At 66.7% G+C, this 16439-nt stretch carries 13 protein-coding genes and 1 pseudogene; 6 read left to right on the top strand and 8 right to left on the bottom strand.

Annotated elements, in window-relative coordinates:
• The first annotated feature begins 123 nt into the window (after positions 1-123).
• The 3 genes from AC3DE2_RS04385 to AC3DE2_RS04375 all read left to right on the top strand — a co-directional run bounded on the left by AC3DE2_RS04385 (position 124) and on the right by AC3DE2_RS04375 (position 3512).
• Positions 124-495, top strand: coding sequence for a carboxypeptidase-like regulatory domain-containing protein (locus tag AC3DE2_RS04385; protein ID WP_295378394.1), 372 nt, complete (start codon positions 124-126; stop codon positions 493-495).
• Between the two features lie 114 nt (positions 496-609).
• Positions 610-2853: a DNA topoisomerase IV subunit A gene (parC, locus tag AC3DE2_RS04380; protein WP_488425195.1), complete on the top strand. Its 2244-nt coding sequence runs from the start codon at positions 610-612 to the stop codon at positions 2851-2853.
• Complete coding sequence (locus AC3DE2_RS04375) at positions 2853-3512, top strand: thiopurine S-methyltransferase (protein ID WP_488425194.1); 660 nt, start codon at positions 2853-2855, stop codon at positions 3510-3512. Before parC ends, AC3DE2_RS04375 begins: the two co-directional genes overlap by 1 nt.
• Positions 3513-3568: 56 nt before the next feature.
• Here AC3DE2_RS04375 and bfr read toward each other — a convergent pair whose 3' ends face one another.
• The 8 genes and pseudogenes from bfr to map form a co-directional block, all read right to left on the bottom strand.
• Complete coding sequence (gene bfr, locus AC3DE2_RS04370; RefSeq protein ID WP_488425193.1) at positions 3569-4054, bottom strand: bacterioferritin; 486 nt, start codon at positions 4052-4054, stop codon at positions 3569-3571.
• 96 nt (positions 4055-4150) lie between these two features.
• Positions 4151-5824 carry an asparagine synthase B gene (gene asnB / locus AC3DE2_RS04365; protein ID WP_488425192.1) on the bottom strand — a complete coding sequence of 558 codons (1674 nt, stop codon included), beginning with the start codon at positions 5822-5824 and terminating at the stop codon, positions 4151-4153.
• A 290-nt stretch (positions 5825-6114) separates the two neighbouring features.
• Positions 6115-7254, bottom strand: a complete 1140-nt coding sequence (gene dapE / locus AC3DE2_RS04360) for a succinyl-diaminopimelate desuccinylase (RefSeq protein WP_488425191.1) — start codon at positions 7252-7254, stop codon at positions 6115-6117.
• Entirely contained in the window at positions 7251-7622 is a 372-nt protein-coding gene (locus AC3DE2_RS04355) for a Spx/MgsR family RNA polymerase-binding regulatory protein (RefSeq protein WP_295382690.1), read from the bottom strand. Before AC3DE2_RS04355 ends, dapE begins: the two co-directional genes overlap by 4 nt.
• A 61-nt stretch (positions 7623-7683) precedes the next feature.
• Positions 7684-8055: a hypothetical protein gene (locus AC3DE2_RS04350; protein ID WP_488425190.1), complete on the bottom strand. Its 372-nt coding sequence runs from the start codon at positions 8053-8055 to the stop codon at positions 7684-7686.
• A gap of 69 nt (positions 8056-8124) precedes the next feature.
• A pseudogene (dapD, locus tag AC3DE2_RS04345) lies at positions 8125-8952 on the bottom strand (2,3,4,5-tetrahydropyridine-2,6-dicarboxylate N-succinyltransferase); the annotation flags it as partial.
• A gap of 56 nt (positions 8953-9008) precedes the next feature.
• Positions 9009-11645 carry a [protein-PII] uridylyltransferase gene (gene glnD / locus AC3DE2_RS04340; RefSeq protein WP_488425189.1) on the bottom strand — a complete coding sequence of 879 codons (2637 nt, stop codon included), beginning with the start codon at positions 11643-11645 and terminating at the stop codon, positions 9009-9011.
• Positions 11642-12436: a type I methionyl aminopeptidase gene (gene map / locus AC3DE2_RS04335; RefSeq protein WP_295382689.1), complete on the bottom strand. Its 795-nt coding sequence runs from the start codon at positions 12434-12436 to the stop codon at positions 11642-11644. The genes glnD and map overlap by 4 nt, the downstream gene beginning before the upstream one ends.
• A 321-nt stretch (positions 12437-12757) precedes the next feature.
• Here map and rpsB point away from each other — a divergent pair, with 321 nt between their 5' ends.
• The 3 genes from rpsB (at position 12758) to AC3DE2_RS04320 (ending at position 16267) form a co-directional block, all read left to right on the top strand.
• Positions 12758-13558, top strand: a complete 801-nt coding sequence (gene rpsB / locus AC3DE2_RS04330; RefSeq protein ID WP_295382688.1) for a 30S ribosomal protein S2 — start codon at positions 12758-12760, stop codon at positions 13556-13558.
• A gap of 132 nt (positions 13559-13690) precedes the next feature.
• Positions 13691-14569, top strand: coding sequence for a translation elongation factor Ts (gene tsf / locus AC3DE2_RS04325; protein WP_488425188.1), 879 nt, complete (start codon positions 13691-13693; stop codon positions 14567-14569).
• A gap of 207 nt (positions 14570-14776) precedes the next feature.
• Positions 14777-16267, top strand: a complete 1491-nt coding sequence (locus AC3DE2_RS04320; protein WP_488425187.1) for a sensor domain-containing diguanylate cyclase — start codon at positions 14777-14779, stop codon at positions 16265-16267.
• Positions 16268-16439 lie beyond the last annotated feature (172 nt).

The following is a 16439-nucleotide window of genomic DNA, read 5'->3' as shown; positions in this document are numbered from 1 at the left end:
GCGGAATCCGCCGACACGAAACCCCGCTCCGGCGGGTTTTTTTGTATCTGTAACCATGACTTCCGCCACTGTCCCCGCCGCTGGCGGCGCGGGAATGTGCGCTCTCCTCAGGGAGAGAAGGACATGATCAAGGCATTTGGCAAGAAGGCGGGAATCTTCGCTTCGGCGATGGCGCTCCTGCTGGTGGCATTCAGCGCGACCGCGCAGCGCGCCGACGGAAACATCAATGGCGATGCAGCCCCCGGCGACAAGGTGTACGTCGCCAATACCGGCACCGGCCTCAAGCGAGAGACCGTGGCCGACGAAGAAGGCAAGTACCGGTTCCGCTCACTTCCGCTGGGCACCTACCAGGTGAAGATCGTCCGTGGCGAGGAGAACGTCCTCAATGCCACGGTGACCCTGCGTCCCGGTGGTACGGCGCGGCCGCCGGCACCGGAGCCCGCCGCCGCGGGCGCGGATCCCGCGCCATCGCCGGCGCCGTCCGCCGGCAATTGAAGCTCCACCCGTGTCGTCGAAAGGCCCCGCATCGCGGGGCCTTTCTTTTGGGCGGGCGATGCCCATGCCCGGTAGAATTGCCCGATTGGAACAAACCGCAGACCGACGCAACCGATGAGCGAAACCATCCGCACCTCCTTCCACGGCTTCGAACAGATCCCCCTGCGCGAGTACGCCGAGCGCGCCTATCTGGACTACTCGATGTACGTGGTGCTGGACCGCGCCCTGCCCTTCATCGGCGACGGCCTCAAGCCCGTGCAGCGCCGCATCATCTATTCGATGAGCGAACAGGGGCTCAGCGCGGCCTCCAAGCCTAAGAAGTCGGCGCGCACCGTCGGCGACGTCATCGGCAAGTACCACCCGCACGGCGACAGCGCGTGCTACGAGGCGATGGTGCTGATGGCGCAGCCATTCTCCTATCGCTACCCGCTCATCGAAGGCCAGGGCAACTTCGGTTCGCCGGACGATCCCAAGTCGTTCGCGGCCATGCGCTACACCGAGGCCAAGCTGACCCCGATCGCCGAGGTCCTGCTCGGCGAACTCGGCCAGGGCACCGTCGACTGGACGCCCAACTTCGACGGCACCCTGGAGGAGCCGACCTGGATGCCGGCGCGCCTGCCGCACCTGCTGCTCAACGGCACCACCGGCATCGCGGTCGGCATGGCGACCGACGTGCCGCCGCACAACCTCAACGAGATCGTCAGTGCCTGCATCCGCCTGATCGACGACCCGGACGCCACCGTCGCCGACCTGTGCGAACACGTGCTCGGCCCGGACTATCCCACCACCGCCGAAATCATCACGCCGCTGGCGGATCTCCGCGCGATGTATGAGACCGGCAACGGCAGCGTGCGCGCACGCGCGACCTATGCCAAGGAAAACGGCAACCTGGTCATCAACGCCCTGCCCTACCAGGTCTCGCCCTCCAAGGTGATCGAACAGATCGCCACCCAGATGCGCGCCAAGAAGCTGCCCTGGCTGGAGGACATCCGCGACGAATCCGATCACGCCAACCCGGTACGCGTGGTGCTGATTCCGCGCTCCAACCGCGTCGACATCGAACAGCTGATGGGTCACCTGTTCGCGACCACCGACCTGGAGAAGAGCTACCGGGTCAACCTCAACATCATCGGCCTGGACGGACGCCCCCAGGTCAAGAACCTGAAGACGCTGCTGACCGAATGGCTCGGCTTCCGCTACGACACCGTCACCCGCCGCCTGAAGCACCGGCTGGAGAAGGTCGAACGGCGCCTGCACCTGTTGGAAGGCCTGCTGATCGCCTACCTCAACCTGGACGAGGTGATCCGGATCATCCGCACCGAGGACGAGCCCAAGCCCGCCCTGATCGCGCGCTTCCAGCTGAGCGAGGACCAGGCGGATTACATCCTCGACACCAAGCTGCGCCAGCTGGCGCGGCTGGAGGAAATGAAGATCCGCGGCGAGCAGGACGAACTGGCCGCCGAGCGCGAGAAGCTGCAGTCCATCCTGGAATCCAAGGCCAAGCTGAAGAAGCTGATCAAGGATGAGCTGACCGCCGACGCCAAGAAGTTCGGCGACTCCCGGCGCTCGCCGCTGGTTCAGCGCGAGGCCGCCCAGGCGCTGGCGGAAACCGATCTGGTCGCCTCCGAGCCGATGACCGTGGTGCTGTCGGAAAAGGGCTGGATCCGCGCCGCCAAGGGCCATGACATGGATGCAGCCTCGCTGTCCTACCGCGAAGGCGACAGCCTGCTGGCGGCGGTACGCTCGCGCAGCACCCAGCAGGTGGCGTTCCTGGATTCGGAGGGCCGCAGCTACTCCACCGGCGTGCACACCCTGCCTTCCGCGCGCGGCAACGGCGAACCGTTGACCGGCCGCTTCTCGCCCGCGCCGGGCGCCTCGTTCCAGGCGCTCGCCAGTGGCGACAACGATAACCGGCTGGTGCTGGCCTCGTCGCATGGCTATGGCTTCGTCACCCGCTTCGAGAACCTTACCGGACGCCAGAAGGCCGGCAAGGCGATGTTCAACCTGACCACCGGCGCACGCGTGCTGCAACCGGCGCCGGTGGCGAATCCGGAGACCGACCGGATCGTCGCGGTCACCAGCGCCGGCCACCTGCTCGCCTTCCCGATCAGCGAACTGCCGGAACTCGACAAGGGCAAGGGCAACAAGATCATCGACATCCCCAAGGCCAAGCTGGGCACGGAGCGGGTCGTCGCCATCGCCGCGGTGTCGCCGGGCAACACCCTGCAGGTGCGCAGCGGCCAACGCACGATGTCGCTGTCGTTCAAGGATCTCGATACCTACCTCGGCGCGCGCGCCACCCGTGGCGGCCTGTTGCCGCGTGGCTGGCAGAAGGTCGACGGGCTCGGGGTGGAATGATGCAGCCGGAATTCTGGCTGGAGCGCTGGCGCGAGGGACGCATCGGCTTCCACCGGGACGCGGTGATGCCGCTGCTGGTCCAGCACTGGCCGGCGCTGGCGGTGCCGGCGGGAAGCCGCGTGTTCGTGCCGCTGGCCGGGAAGTCGCTGGACATGATCTGGCTGGCGGCGCAGGGCCACGCGGTACTGGGCGTCGAATTGTCACCGCTGGCCGTCCGGCAGTTCTTCGAGGAAAACGGACTGGAACCGCAGGTCACCGACACGCCGACGGGTCGCCTGCATGCTGTCGATGGCATCGGGCTGATGCTGGGCGATGTGTTCGCGCTGGACGCCACCACCCTGGCGGCGTGCGGGGCGGTGTATGACCGCGCCGCGCTGATCGCGCTGCCGCCTGACTTGCGTGTCCGCTATGCGGACGAGGTCTATGGTCGCCTGCCGACCGGTTGCCTCGGATTGCTGATCACGCTGGAGTATCCGCAACCGGAAAAGAACGGCCCGCCCTTCTCGGTCGACGAGGCCGAAGTCCGGCGCCTGTTCGCGGCTCGCTGGGACGTCGAATTGCTGGAACGACGCGACATCCTGGCCAACGAGCCGGGCTTCCGCGCCGAAGGCGTGACCGCGCTGCACACCGCGATCTATCGCCTGCGCAAGCACAGCTGAAAAACAGACACCCCGGCGTCACCGCCGGGGTGTGGTGTCCTCTCCTGGCGGAACGCTCACTCCGTGGAGGATTTCTCGGCCAGGCGCGCGGTCAGGTAGTTCTCCAGCCCGATGCGCTTGATCAGGCCCAACTGCTGCTCCAGCCAGTGCGCGTGATCTTCCTCGGTATCCTTCAACTGCGTCTGCAGGATCCCGCGGCTGACGAAATCGCCGTGGCGCTCGCACAGCGCCACGCCCTTGGCGAGATTGGCGCGCACTTCGTACTCCACTTCCAGATCCCGCTGCAGCATCTCCTCGACGGTGCGGCCGGACACGAACGCGGTCGGGCTCATGTCCGGGTCACCTTCCAGGAACAGGATCCGGCGCAGCAGCGCGTCCGCGTGTTCGGTTTCCTCCTGCATTTCGTGGTCGATGCGCTGGTAGAGCGACATCAGCCCCATGTCCTCGTAGCGACGGGAATGGATGAAATACTGATCGCGCGCGGACAATTCGCCACGCAGCAACTGCTTGAGGTAATCGACGACTTCGGGATGGCCTTTCATGGGTTCAGCTCCTTGCAACTGCGCGCATGATGCCCGAACCCGCGCGCCGGTGTTCTAATCGGAATCAGTCGCACTCGCAGCCGCCTTGGCGGCCCTTCACAGGGCCGCGTTGTGGATTCCCGCCACCGCCCGTCCGGAGGGATCGGCCGCCGCCGCGAAGCTGGCGTCCCAGGCGATCGCCGCCGGCGAGGAACAGGCAATCGACTTGCCGCCGGGCACGGTCTCGGCGCAGGCCTGGCCGGGATAGAAGCGCTCGAACAGGCTGCGGTAGAAGTACGCCTCCTTGGTCTGCGGCGGGTTGATCGGAAAGCGCTTGGCGGCCGCCGCCAGTTCACGATCGCTGACCTGCGCCTCGGCGTGCGCCTTCAGCCCGTCGATCCAGCCATAGCCCACGCCGTCGCTGAACTGCTCCTTCTGTCGCCACAGGATCGAATCCGGCAGGTAACCCTCGAACGCCTCGCGCAACACCGCCTTCTCGATCCGGCCCTTGCCGGCCATCTTGTACTGCGCGTCCATCCGCATCGCCACGTCGAGGAACTCGACATCCAGGAACGGCACGCGCGGCTCCACGCCCCAGGCCATCATCGACTTGTTGGCGCGCAGGCAATCGTAGTTGTGGAGCGCGTCCAGCTTGCGCACCAGCTCCTCATGGAATTCGCGCGCGTTCGGTGCCTTGTGGAAGTACAGGTAGCCGCCGAAGATCTCGTCCGAGCCTTCCCCCGACAACACCATCTTCACGCCCATCGCCTTGATCCGGCGGGCCAGCAGGAACATCGGCGTGGAGGCGCGGATGGTGGTGACGTCGTAGGTCTCGATGTGGCGGATCACTTCCGGCAACGCGTCCAGGCCTTCCTCGAAGGTGTACTCGAAGCCGTGGTGGACGGTGCCCAGCGCCTGCGCCGCGACCTCCGCGGCGGCCAGGTCCGGCGAGCCCTTCAGGCCGATGGCGAAGGAATGCAGGCGCGGCCACCAGGCCTCGGAACTGTCGTCGTCCTCCACCCGGCGGCGGGCGAAACGCGCCGCCACCGCCGCCACCAGCGAGGAGTCCAGGCCACCGGACAGCAGCACGCCGTACGGCACGTCGGTCATCAGCTGGCGATGCACGGCGCGCTCGAAGGCCTCGCGCAGTTCCTGGCGGGTGACTTCCACGCCCTGCACCGCGTCGTAACTGCGCCACTGCTTGCCGTAATACGGCTTCAGCTCGCCGGAGGCGCTGTCGTAGTAGTGTCCCGGCGGGAACTGCGCCACGTCCGCACACAGATCCGCCAACGCCTTCATTTCCGAAGCCACGCACAGGCGGCCTTCGCGATCGTGGCCCCAGTACAGCGGACACACGCCGATCGGATCGCGCGCGATCAGGAAGCGACGGGCCTCCACGTCCCACAGCGCGAACGCGAAGATGCCGTTGAGGCGGTTGAGGAACGACTCCGGGGTGTCTTCCCGGTACAGCGCGTTGATCACCTCGCAGTCCGAACCGGTCTGGAACGAATACGGCTGGCGCAGTTCCTTCTTCAGTTCGCGGTGGTTGTAGATCTCGCCGTTCACCGCCAGCACCAGGCCGCCGTCGGCCGAGCGCAACGGCTGCGAACCACCGGCGGGATCGACGATGGCCAGGCGCTCGTGGACCAGGATGGCGCCGTCATCCAGGTGGACACCGCTCCAGTCCGGGCCGCGGTGGCGCTGTCGCTGCGACAGTTCGAGCGCCTGCCGGCGCAGGGCGGTGCCGTCGTCACCGGCCTGCAGGCCGAAGATGCCGAAGATGGAACACATGGGAGACTCCTGGGAAATGGGGGTATGGGAAGGCTGCAAAGGGGGTAAAAAAAAAACCCGCATCTCGCGATGCGGGTTTTCTGTGTCCGGCTGGTACTTCTATGCCTAGTCGCAGACCCGCAGCGTCCACGCGCGATTATTCGCACGCGCATTGTTGCGGCGGTTCGAATTGTTCGCGGAGGCGGCGGCGAGACGAAGCATGGAAGCGACCCTAACCGGTCCCGACCGGCCTTGGCAAGCCCCGCCACCACGCATCCTCATGGTTTCAATCGCAACCAATGCCGGACCACTCAGCGCGCCGCTGGCAGCAGCAGCCGCTCCAGCAGTCGCTGGTACAGCCCCGGAAGCGCTTCCAGATCGGCCAGCGCGATGTTCTCGTCGACCTTGTGGATGCTGGCGTTCACTGGCCCGACCTCGATGCACTCCGCACCCAGCGGGGCGATGAAGCGCGCATCGGAGGTGCCGCCGGCGGTGCTTTCCTCGGGCGGCGCGCCGGAGAACTCGGCCAGCACCTGCCGCGCGGTGGCGCGCAGATGGCCTTCCGGGGTGTAGAACGGCTCGCCGCCACGGTGCCAATGGACGCTGTAGTCCAGCGCGTGCCGACGCAGCACGGCTTCGATCTCCTCTTCCAGGCGCGCCGCGGTCCAAGTCGGGTTGAAGCGCAGGTTGAACACCAGCTTCAATTCGCCGGGAATGACGTTGCTGGCGCCGGTGCCCGCGTTGATGTTGGAGATCTGCAGGCTGGTCGGTGGAAAGGTTTCATAGCCGTCGTCCCATATTCGCGCCGCCAGTTCGGTCAGCGCCGGCAGCGCCTTGTGGATCGGATTGAGCGCCTTGTGCGGATAGGCCACGTGGCCCTGCACGCCGCGCACGCTCAAGGTTCCGGTGAGCGTGCCGCGACGGCCGACGCGCAGCAGATCGCCCAGCACTTCCTTGGAAGAAGGCTCGCCGGTGATGCACCAGTCGATGCGCTGGCCGCGCTCGCGGAACGTCTCGGCGACCAGCTTGACGCCATCCAGCGCATCGCCCTCCTCGTCCGAGGTCACCAGCAGCGCGACCGTGCCGGGATGATCGGGATGCGCGTCGACGAAACGCTCCAGCGCGATCGTGCAGGCGGCCACGCTGCATTTCATGTCGGCGGCGCCGCGACCGTACAGCACGCCGTCGCGCATGGTAGGAATAAAGGGATCGCTGGCCCAGGCCTCCAGCGGGCCGGGCGGCACCACATCGGTATGCCCCAGCAACACCAGTACCGGCGCCCCCTGCCCGTGCGTGGCCCACAGATTGTCGACATCGCCATAGCGCAGCGACTCGCAGCGGAACCCGGTGGCGGTCAGGCGCGTGGCCAGCACCTGCTGGCAGCCGGCGTCATCCGGGGTGACCGAGTGGCGGCGGATCAGTTCGCTGGAAAGCTCGACGACATCGCTCACTTGCCGGCTCCGAACAGTTTCTTGAAACCATTGTCACTGAAGCCCTGTGAAAACGCGGTTCCGCCGTCCTCCTCGCGCACCACCACCGGCCGGCGGATCAACTGCGGATACTCCTTGAGCAGCAGCTTCCACTCCGCTTCCGAGCCTGGCGATTTGCGGTTCTCCGGCAATTGCCGCCAGGTCGTGGAGGACTTGTTGATCAGGCTGTCCCAGCCTCCCGCCCGCTCCGCCCATCCCGTCAGCACTTCCGGCGCCTGGCGGTTGTCGCGGTAGTCGACGAAGGTGTGGGCGACGCCGAAGCGGTCCAGCCACTTGACCGCCTTCTTGCAGGTATCGCAGTTCTTCAATCCATACAGGGTCGTGGTCATGCAGTTTCCAGTCAGAATTGATTCGGGATGGAATCCGCCGTGGAAAACATCCCAGGAGCCATCATGGGGGACAGGAGGTGATGCTGACGCCAGTCAGGCGCCCGGAAGCATCGAAGCGCAGGCCAATATCACCGACCTTCTCGACTCCATCCTGTTCCATGCAGAACGAATTTCGTCCGCTCGCCGTTCGTGCGCGGTCAAGGATCAGATCCCGGGTCGCCCCGCGTTCCAGTGCCGCATTGGTTGCGGCAACCAGTGGCCGAACGACATCGTGATACATGTCCTTGGCGACCTCATCTGGATAGCAGTTCGCATCGTCGTTGATCCTCTGCTTCACCGGCTCCTGCGGGTCAAGTCCCGCATAAGCCCATAAAGCGTTGGTCACGAACAACAGCAGGACCACGAAAAAGAAGGAAATACGCAATCTCGACATGCGCGCACCTTGAGAATATCGGGCTCCTGCCTGCCAACTACAGTCATGGCGCCGTGACCCGATCGGTTTCTAGTCAGCCAGGCCGCGCAGCAGTTCGTTGACGCTGGTCTTGCTGCGGGTCTTCTCGTCGACCTGCTTGACGATCACCGCGCAGTACAGCGAGTGCGAGCCATCCGCGGACGGCAACGACCCGGACACCACCACGCTGCCCGGCGGCACGTAGCCGTAGGTGATTTCCTTGGTCATTCGGTTGTAGATGCGGGTCGACTGGCCCAGGAACACGCCCATGCCGATCACGCTGTGATGGCCGACCACCACGCCCTCGACCACTTCCGAACGCGCGCCGATGAAGCAATGGTCCTCGATGATCGTCGGCGACGCCTGCAGCGGTTCCAGCACGCCGCCGATGCCGGCGCCGCCGGACAGATGGCAATGCTTACCCACCTGCGCGCAGGATCCGACCGTGGCCCAGGTATCGACCATGGTGCCCTCGCCCACGTAGGCGCCGATGTTGACGAAGCTCGGCATCAGCACCACGTCCTTGCCGAAGTGGCTGCCGCGGCGGGCGATCGCGCCCGGCACCACGCGCACGCCAAGCTTGCGGAAGTCGGCCTCGTCGAAGGCGCCGAAACGCGCTTCCACCTTGTCCCAGAACGGCGCGGGATAGGCTTCGACCAGTTCCATCTCGTTGACGCGGAAGTACAGCAGCACCGCTTTCTTCAGCCACTCGTTGACCTTCCAGCCGCCCTTGCCATCCGGTTCGGCGACGCGCAGCTTGCCGCTTTCAAGGCCATCGATGGCGCGCTCGACCGCGGCGCGGGTGGAGCCCTCGATCTCGACCGTGGTCAGCTCGGCGCGGCGTTCGAACGCGCTCTCGATGGTCGACTTCAGTTCTTCGGTGGCGGTGGCTTTCTTGGGGCTCATCAATCCGGATTCCTTGGGGGAAGTTTTCGTCAGTGGGTTTCCAGCCCGGCGCGCAATGCCTCGCGCAGGGCCTGTTGCTGTTCTTCCGACGCCAGCGGCATGTCGCCCTCGTCGGTGATCTGGAAAATGTCCTCGGCGCGTTCGCCGAAGGTCGCGATGCGGGCATCGTGCACGCGCAGTCGCTGCGCGCGCAGTACCTGGGCCATGTCCGAGAGCAGTCCGGGGCGATCCGGCGCGATCAGGCTGAGCACGGTCCGCCGCCCGTCCGGCGTGCGGCCGAACTCGATGCGTGGCGCGAAGCGGAAATGCCGGAGCTGGCGCGGCAGCGCCCGGCGCGAGGTGCGTACCTTTTCCAGATTGCCGGCCAGGGCGACGCTGAGGCCGTGTTCGACATCGGCCGGATCGCGGGTGGCGTAGCTGTCGGCAGGCAGCACCTCGAAGGTATCGAACACCGTGCCCTGCGGTCCCACCAGCACCCGCGCCTGGTGGATGGCGTAACCCATGCGATCGAGCGTGGCCAGGATCGCCGCGAACAGGCCATCGCGATCCGGCGAATGCACGAACACCTCCATCGCATTGGCATCCTCGGCGATCAGCCGCGCACGCACGCGGGTTTCGCCTGGCCCCACCCCGCGCAGCGCTTCCGCCTGCCAGGCCAGTTGCTCCGGACGGAAGCGCAGGAAACTCTCCTCCGGCATCGCCGCGAACAATGCGTCCGCGTCGGCATCACCGATGGCATGCAGGCGCAGCAGCACGCGCACCGATTCGCGCGCCTCGGCCAGGCGCGCATCGACGTCGACCGGAAACTCCAGGCCCTCGCGCAACACTCGCCGGGTGGCGAAATAGAGATCCGCCAGCAACCGATCCTTCCAGGCGTTCCACAATTTCGGACTGGTACCGGCGATGTCGGCGCAGGTGAGCAGGTACAGATAGTCCAGACGCTCGCGATCGCCGATCAGGCGGGCGAATGCATGGATCACGTCCGGATCCGAAATGTCCTGCTTCTGCGCGGTCACCGACATGCGCAGGTGCTGCTCGACCAGCCAGGCCACCAGTTCGGTGTCGGAGGCGCTGAGGCCATGCGCGCCGCAGAACTCGCGTGCGTCCACCGCGCCCAGCTCGGAATGATCGCCGCCGCGTCCTTTTGCGATGTCATGGAACAGTCCGCCCAACAGCAGCAGTTCCGGCTTGCGCAGGCGCGGCCAGACTTCATGGGCGATGGAGAAACGCTCGTCGGCGCGTCCGGAGGCGAAGGTCGAGAGATTCTTCAGCACCATCAGGGTGTGCTGATCCACGGTGTAGACGTGGAAGAGATCGAACTGCATGCGCCCGGATACCCGCGCAAACGCCGGCAACCATTGCCCCAGCACGCCCAGGCGGGCCATCCGGGTCAGCGTTTCCACCGCGCGCGGCCCGCGCAGCAGGCCCATGAAGGCGTCACGTTGCGCGGCGGTCGCCGCCGGATACGCGGTCAGCTTCGGCAGCGCCTCGGCCAGGGCGCGCGCGGTCCGCGAATGCAGGCCGCGCACCTGCGGCTGCGCGGCCCACATCGCGAACAGCGCGAACACCTGCGACACATCGCCCTGCGGCCAGGCCGGGTCGCGCGCCGCCAGGTAGCCACGGCGCAGCGCGAACGCGTCGTCCAGCGGTTCCGGCAGCGCTTCGCCGTCGAACTGTTCCTCGAACCGCTGCAACAGCCGATCACCGATGCGGCGGACGATCGCGGCGCTGCGGTAGAAACCCTGCATCATCTTCTCGACGCCCAGGTTCTCGGCGTCGTCGACAAAGCCCAGGCGCTGCGCCAGCGCCTTCTGGAAATCGAAGCGCAGGCGCTCCTCCGGGCGTCCGGCGATCAGGTGCAGGCCATAGCGCAGCCGGCCCAGCGCGCGGCGCTCGCGCGCCAGCGCGGCAGCCTCGTCCGGCCCGAGCTGGCCCATGCCGACCAGCGGCTCAAGATCCCGCACGCCAAACGTGCGCAATGCCATCCAGCCCAGCGTATGCAGATCGCGCAGGCCGCCGGGGCCATCCTTGATGTTCGGTTCCAGGTTTTCGGAGGTGTCGCCGAAACGCGCGTGGCGCGCGGTCATTTCCTCGCGCTTGGCAAGGAAGAAATCACGTGCCGGCCATACCCGCGCCGCCGACACCGCGTCGATCAGGCGCGCCTCGTCGACCGGTTCGGCCACCACCGGCCGGGCTTCGATGAGCGCGGTCAGCACGGTCTGGTCGGCGGCGGCTTCGGTGCATTCGGTGGCCGAGCGTACCGCATGGCTGATCGGCAGGCCGGCATCCCACAAGAGCGCGAAGAAACGCGCCAGGGCTTCATGGTGCCGCGCCTGCGCGGGCGCTTCCGCCAGCACCAGCAGATCCACGTCCGATTGCGGAAAAAGTTCGCCCCGGCCATAGCCGCCGACGGCGAACAACGCCATCAGGCTGTCGGCGGGTACGCAGCGCCGCCAGGCCTCGATGAGCAGGTGATCCACGCCGCGTGCGCGCAGCGCCAGGACCCGGTCCATGCCATCGCCATGATCGAAGCGCTTGCACAGCCGCGCATCGGTATGGCCGAGCGCGGCGCGCGCGGCGGCCGACCAGGCGCCGTCGTCCGCGACGCCAGGGCCGATTCCGGTCAGCCGCGCAGGAGAATCAACCGCGGCCTGGGGAATGCTCACAGGTCGTTGTCGTCGCCCGGCAGGCGGGTCAGGATCTCCACGCCGTCCGCGGTCACCGCCACGGTGTGTTCCCACTGCGCCGAGAGCTTGCGGTCCTTGGTCACCACGGTCCAGCCATCGGGCAGCACCTTGGAGAAGCGGCTGCCTTCGTTGATCATCGGCTCGATGGTGAAGGTCATGCCCGGCTTCAGCACCACGCCATCGCCGGAACGGCCGTAATGCAGCACCTGCGGCTCGTCGTGATAGACCTTGCCGATGCCGTGGCCGCAGTACTCGCGCACCACGCTGAAGCGCTCGGCTTCGGCGTACTGCTGGATGGCATGGCCGATGTCGCCGAGGGTGGCGCCCGGGCGGACCGCGCGGATGCCGCGGAACATCGCCTCGCGGGTGGTATCCACCAGGCGCTTGGCCATGACCGACGGCGTGCCGACGAAGTACATCCGGCTGGTGTCGCCGTGCCAGCCGTCCTTGATGACGGTCACATCGATGTTCAGGATGTCGCCGTCCTTCAGCACCTTGCCCTCGCTGGGCATGCCGTGGCAGATGACGTTGTTGACCGAGGTGCACACCGTGGACGGGAACGGAATCCGCCCGTGGCCGCCGCCGTAGCCGATGTTGGCCGGGATGGCTTTCTGCACGTTGACGATATGATCGTGGCAGATGCGGTCCAGTTCGGCGGTGGTCACGCCCGGTTTCACGTGGGGGGCGACGATCTGCAGGACTTCGGCGGCCAGCCGGCCGGCGATGCGCATCTGCTCGATTTCTTCGGGGGTCTTGAGGGTGATGGCCATGGCCGGGATTATCGCCGATTTCGCCCCCCTTTGAGCGCCCGGACCGGGGTTTGTTGCCGGCAACTCATTGTTCCCGCTATACTTCCGCGGCTTGGCCGGACCCCGTCCGTCCAGGCTGCCCACGCCGGGCGTCACCGGCGAATCCACACCTGCTGCCAACCTCCGTGCCGGGGTGCCTGAAAATTCCTTTGGGATCATTCCCTTAGGGATCCAAGGTTCGGACACGGAAGCCGCAGGGAGGCCCAACCCCGGAACCCTGCCCTCGCGGGCAACCGCCTTCCCATTCCCGGCGGCCGGTTCCACGTTCATGGAGTTCATGCAATGCCCCAAGTCACCATGCGCCAGATGCTGGAAGCCGGCGTCCATTTCGGCCACCAGACCCGCTACTGGAACCCCAAGATGGCGCCGTACATCTTCGGCGCCCGCGGCAAGATCCACATCATCAACCTCGAGAAGACCGTTCCGCTGTTCAACGACGCGATGAACTTCCTCTCGGGCGTTGCCCAGAAGCGCGGCACCGTGCTGTTCGTCGGCACCAAGCGCAGCGCGCGCGAAGCCATCAAGGAAGAAGCCGAGCGTTGCGGCATGCCGTACATGACCCAGCGCTGGCTGGGCGGCACCCTGACCAACTTCGCCACCGTGAAGAAGTCGGTCGCCCGCCTGAAGGAACTGGAAGCCGCCGAAACCGACGGCACCTTCGAGAAGCTGGTCAAGCACGAAGTGCTGGGCCTGCGCCGCGAGCGCGAGAAGCTGGAAGCCTCGCTGGGCGGCATCAAGGACATGAACCGCCTGCCGGACGCCCTGTTCGTCATCGACATCGGCCATGAAGACATCGCCATCAAGGAAGCCAAGAAGCTCGGCATCCCGGTGATCGCGGTGGTCGACTCGAACTACGACCCGGCCCTGGTCGACTACGCCATCCCCGGCAACGACGACGCCATCCGCGCCGTGCAGCTGTACGCCCGCGCCGCTGCCGACGCCGTGCTGGAAGGCAAGGCCGCTTCGCCGAACGCCGCGACCGTCCGCGAGGAAGAGTTCGTGGAGTCCGACGAGGAAGGCAAGGGCCGTCGCGCCCCGGCCAAGAAGGCCGCCAAGAAGGCCGACGAAGCCGCCGCCGAGTAATCGCGCTGCAACGCCGCCGCGCCACAGTGCGCGGCGGCAACCGATGCCTACAGGCGGGCCATGACCCGCCTTATTCAATCCGCCGGCGGGCTCCCCGCCCGCCCAACGAAATCCGCAAATCGAGGTAATCCCGTGGAAATCACCGCTTCCCTGGTCAAGGAACTGCGCGAGCGCACCGGCGCCGGCATGATGGAGTGCAAGAAGGCGCTCACCGAGAACAATGGCGACATCGACGTGGCCGCCGAGTGGCTGCGCAAGTCCGGCCTGGCCAAGGCCGACAAGAAGGCCGATCGCGTGGCCGCCGAAGGCCGCATCGCGGTCGCCCAGGACGGCAACAAGGCCGTGCTGGTGGAAATCAATTCCGAAACCGACTTCGTCGCCAAGGACGGTAACTTCGTCGGCTTCACCGACGCCGTCGCCCAGGCCGCCCTGGCCTCCGGCGCCGCCGACGCCGAAGCCCTGAAGTCCGCCAAGCTGCCTTCCGGCGAGACCGTCGAGGAAACCCGCGCCGCCGTCATCGCCAAGGTCGGCGAGAACGTGCAGGTCCGCCGCCTGGTCCGCGCCGACAGCGACAACAACGTCGCGGCCTACGTGCACGGCGGCCGCATCGGCGTGCTGATCGAGGTCAAGGGCGGCGACGCCGAACTGGCCCGTGGCCTGGCGATGCACGTGGCGGCGATGAACCCGCCGTACATCAAGGCCTCCGACGTGCCGGCCGATTTCGTCGCCAAGGAAAAGGAAATCGAGCTGGCCAAGATGTCCGAGAAGGACAAGGCCAAGCCGGCCGAGATCCTGGAGAAGATCATCAGCGGCAAGATCGCCAAGATCGTCAACGAGGTCACCCTGTACGGCCAGCCGTACGTGCTGGACACCAACCAGACCGTGGAAGCCGTGCTGAAGGCCGCCGGCGCCGAAGTCGTCAGCAGCCAGCGCCTGGCCGTGGGCGAAGGCATCGAGAAGGTGGTCGAGGACTACGCCGCCGAAGTGATGAAGCAGGCCGGCCTGGCCTGATTTCCTCCTTCACGTAGCACCGGAAAAGCCGCGGGGAACCGCGGCTTTTCTGTTTCTGGCGGGAACGGTCGGGTCCGCTTCCGGCAGGCGCATCGCATCCCGTCGGCCGACCGGAGAAATCGCCACTAAACTTCGCCGCCTCCCGGCCGATAGCGAGGCGAGGGTGGCAGGAACGCTGCCGCCACACAACAAGGTCCAGCGCGCGCGATGCGAGCCGAACTCGAAGCCAAGCTTTCCTGCTGTCGCGATCTGCCCTCCCCACCGGGCGTGGCCCTGCGCATCCTCGCGCTCGCCCGCGATCCGGACGTGGTGATGGCCACCGCCGCCGACACCATCGGCCTGGATCCCGCGCTCACCGCGCGCATGCTGCGCATCGCCAATTCGCCGCTGTATGCCAGCCGGCGCCGGGTCGAGAATCTCAGCCAGGCCCTCACCCTGCTGGGCCTCAACGCCACCCTGACCCTCGCACTCGGTTTCTCGCTGGCTTCCGGCATGCGTTCGCGCCAGCACGGCGACGAACATGGCGAGGAAAGGGTCTGGCGGCGCAGCGTCATCACCGCCCTGGCCAGCCGCCTGCTCGGCGAGCAGACCGGCCAGCGCAGGCTGGAGGAACTGATGCTGGCCGGCCTGTTGCAGGACATCGGCGTGCTCGGCCTGCTACAGCTCGATCGCAAGGGCTATGCCCCGTTGCTGGCGGCCTACCCGGACAACGCCACCTTGCTGCTCCGCGAACGCGAGCATTTCGGCTGCGACCATGCCGAGGTCGGCCACTGGATGGCGCGCCACTGGAATCTGCCGCCGCTGCTCCAGGAAGCCATCGGGACCAGCGAATCGCCGCAGCCCGGCTCACCTTTCGAGGCCTGCGTGGTCGTCTCCGGCCATCTGGCCGATCTCTGGCTCCTGGAAGACACCGAAGCCGCGCGCCTGCGCGCCATCGAAGCCGGGCACCGCCTGCTGGGCCTGTCGCCGGAAACCGTCGACGGGGTCATCGAGAAGATGAGCGGCATGCTGCCCGAGGTGGCCACCCTGTTCGAGGTGCGCATCACCCAGCCCCGGCGCATCGCGGCGCTGCTGCAGGAAGCGCGCGAACTGCTGGTGCTGCGCAACCTGCGCGAGATCCAGGACGCGGCGCGCGCGCGCAAGGACGCGGACGAATTCGAACATCGCGCCCAGCGGCTCGCCGAAGAGGCGCGACGGGATCCGCTTACCGGCGTGTACAACCGCAGCCAGTTGGAAAGCGTGCTGGAGAAGGAGTTCGAGACCTCCTCGCGGCATGGCTGGCCGTTGTCGATCGCCTTCGTCGATCTCGACGACTTCAAGAAGATCAACGATGGCTGGGGCCACCTGGTCGGCGACCAGGTGCTGCGCAGCTTCGCCTCCACCCTGCAGAAGCATCTGCGCAGCAGCGACATCGTCGCCCGATATGGCGGCGAGGAATTCCTCATCGTCCTCCCCGGCACCGACGAACGGTCGGCACTCGGGGTCATGCGCCGCATCCTCAGCGAGGTCGGCCAGGAACCGATGACCCGCGTGGATGGCCGGGCACTTCACGTGACCTTCTCCGCCGGCCTGGCCACCCATGGCGCACTGGAGCAGTTCACCCACGTCGACCAGCTCCTGCAGGCCGCCGACGAGGCGCTGTACGGCGCCAAGCGCGAGGGCCGCAACCGGGTCGTGGCGGGCCTGGTGGAAAACTGACCTGCCCTTGAGCCACATCTCCGATGGGCAGGGACATCCGGCCATCGCAGTACCCGCAACCGCCCACGAAATCGCCGAGACAAATTCAGCAGTCGAGCCTGCGCGCCCGGCATTGCCACGTCGTGATCATTGCACTCCGGACCCGCGAGGAGCGGCCGTGGTGCCAGCGAAC

The organism is Pseudoxanthomonas sp. 68-E7 (genome assembly GCF_057773145.1).
The sequence above is the reverse complement of the archived record's forward strand: the minus strand, read 5'-3'. Positions and strand labels throughout refer to the sequence as shown.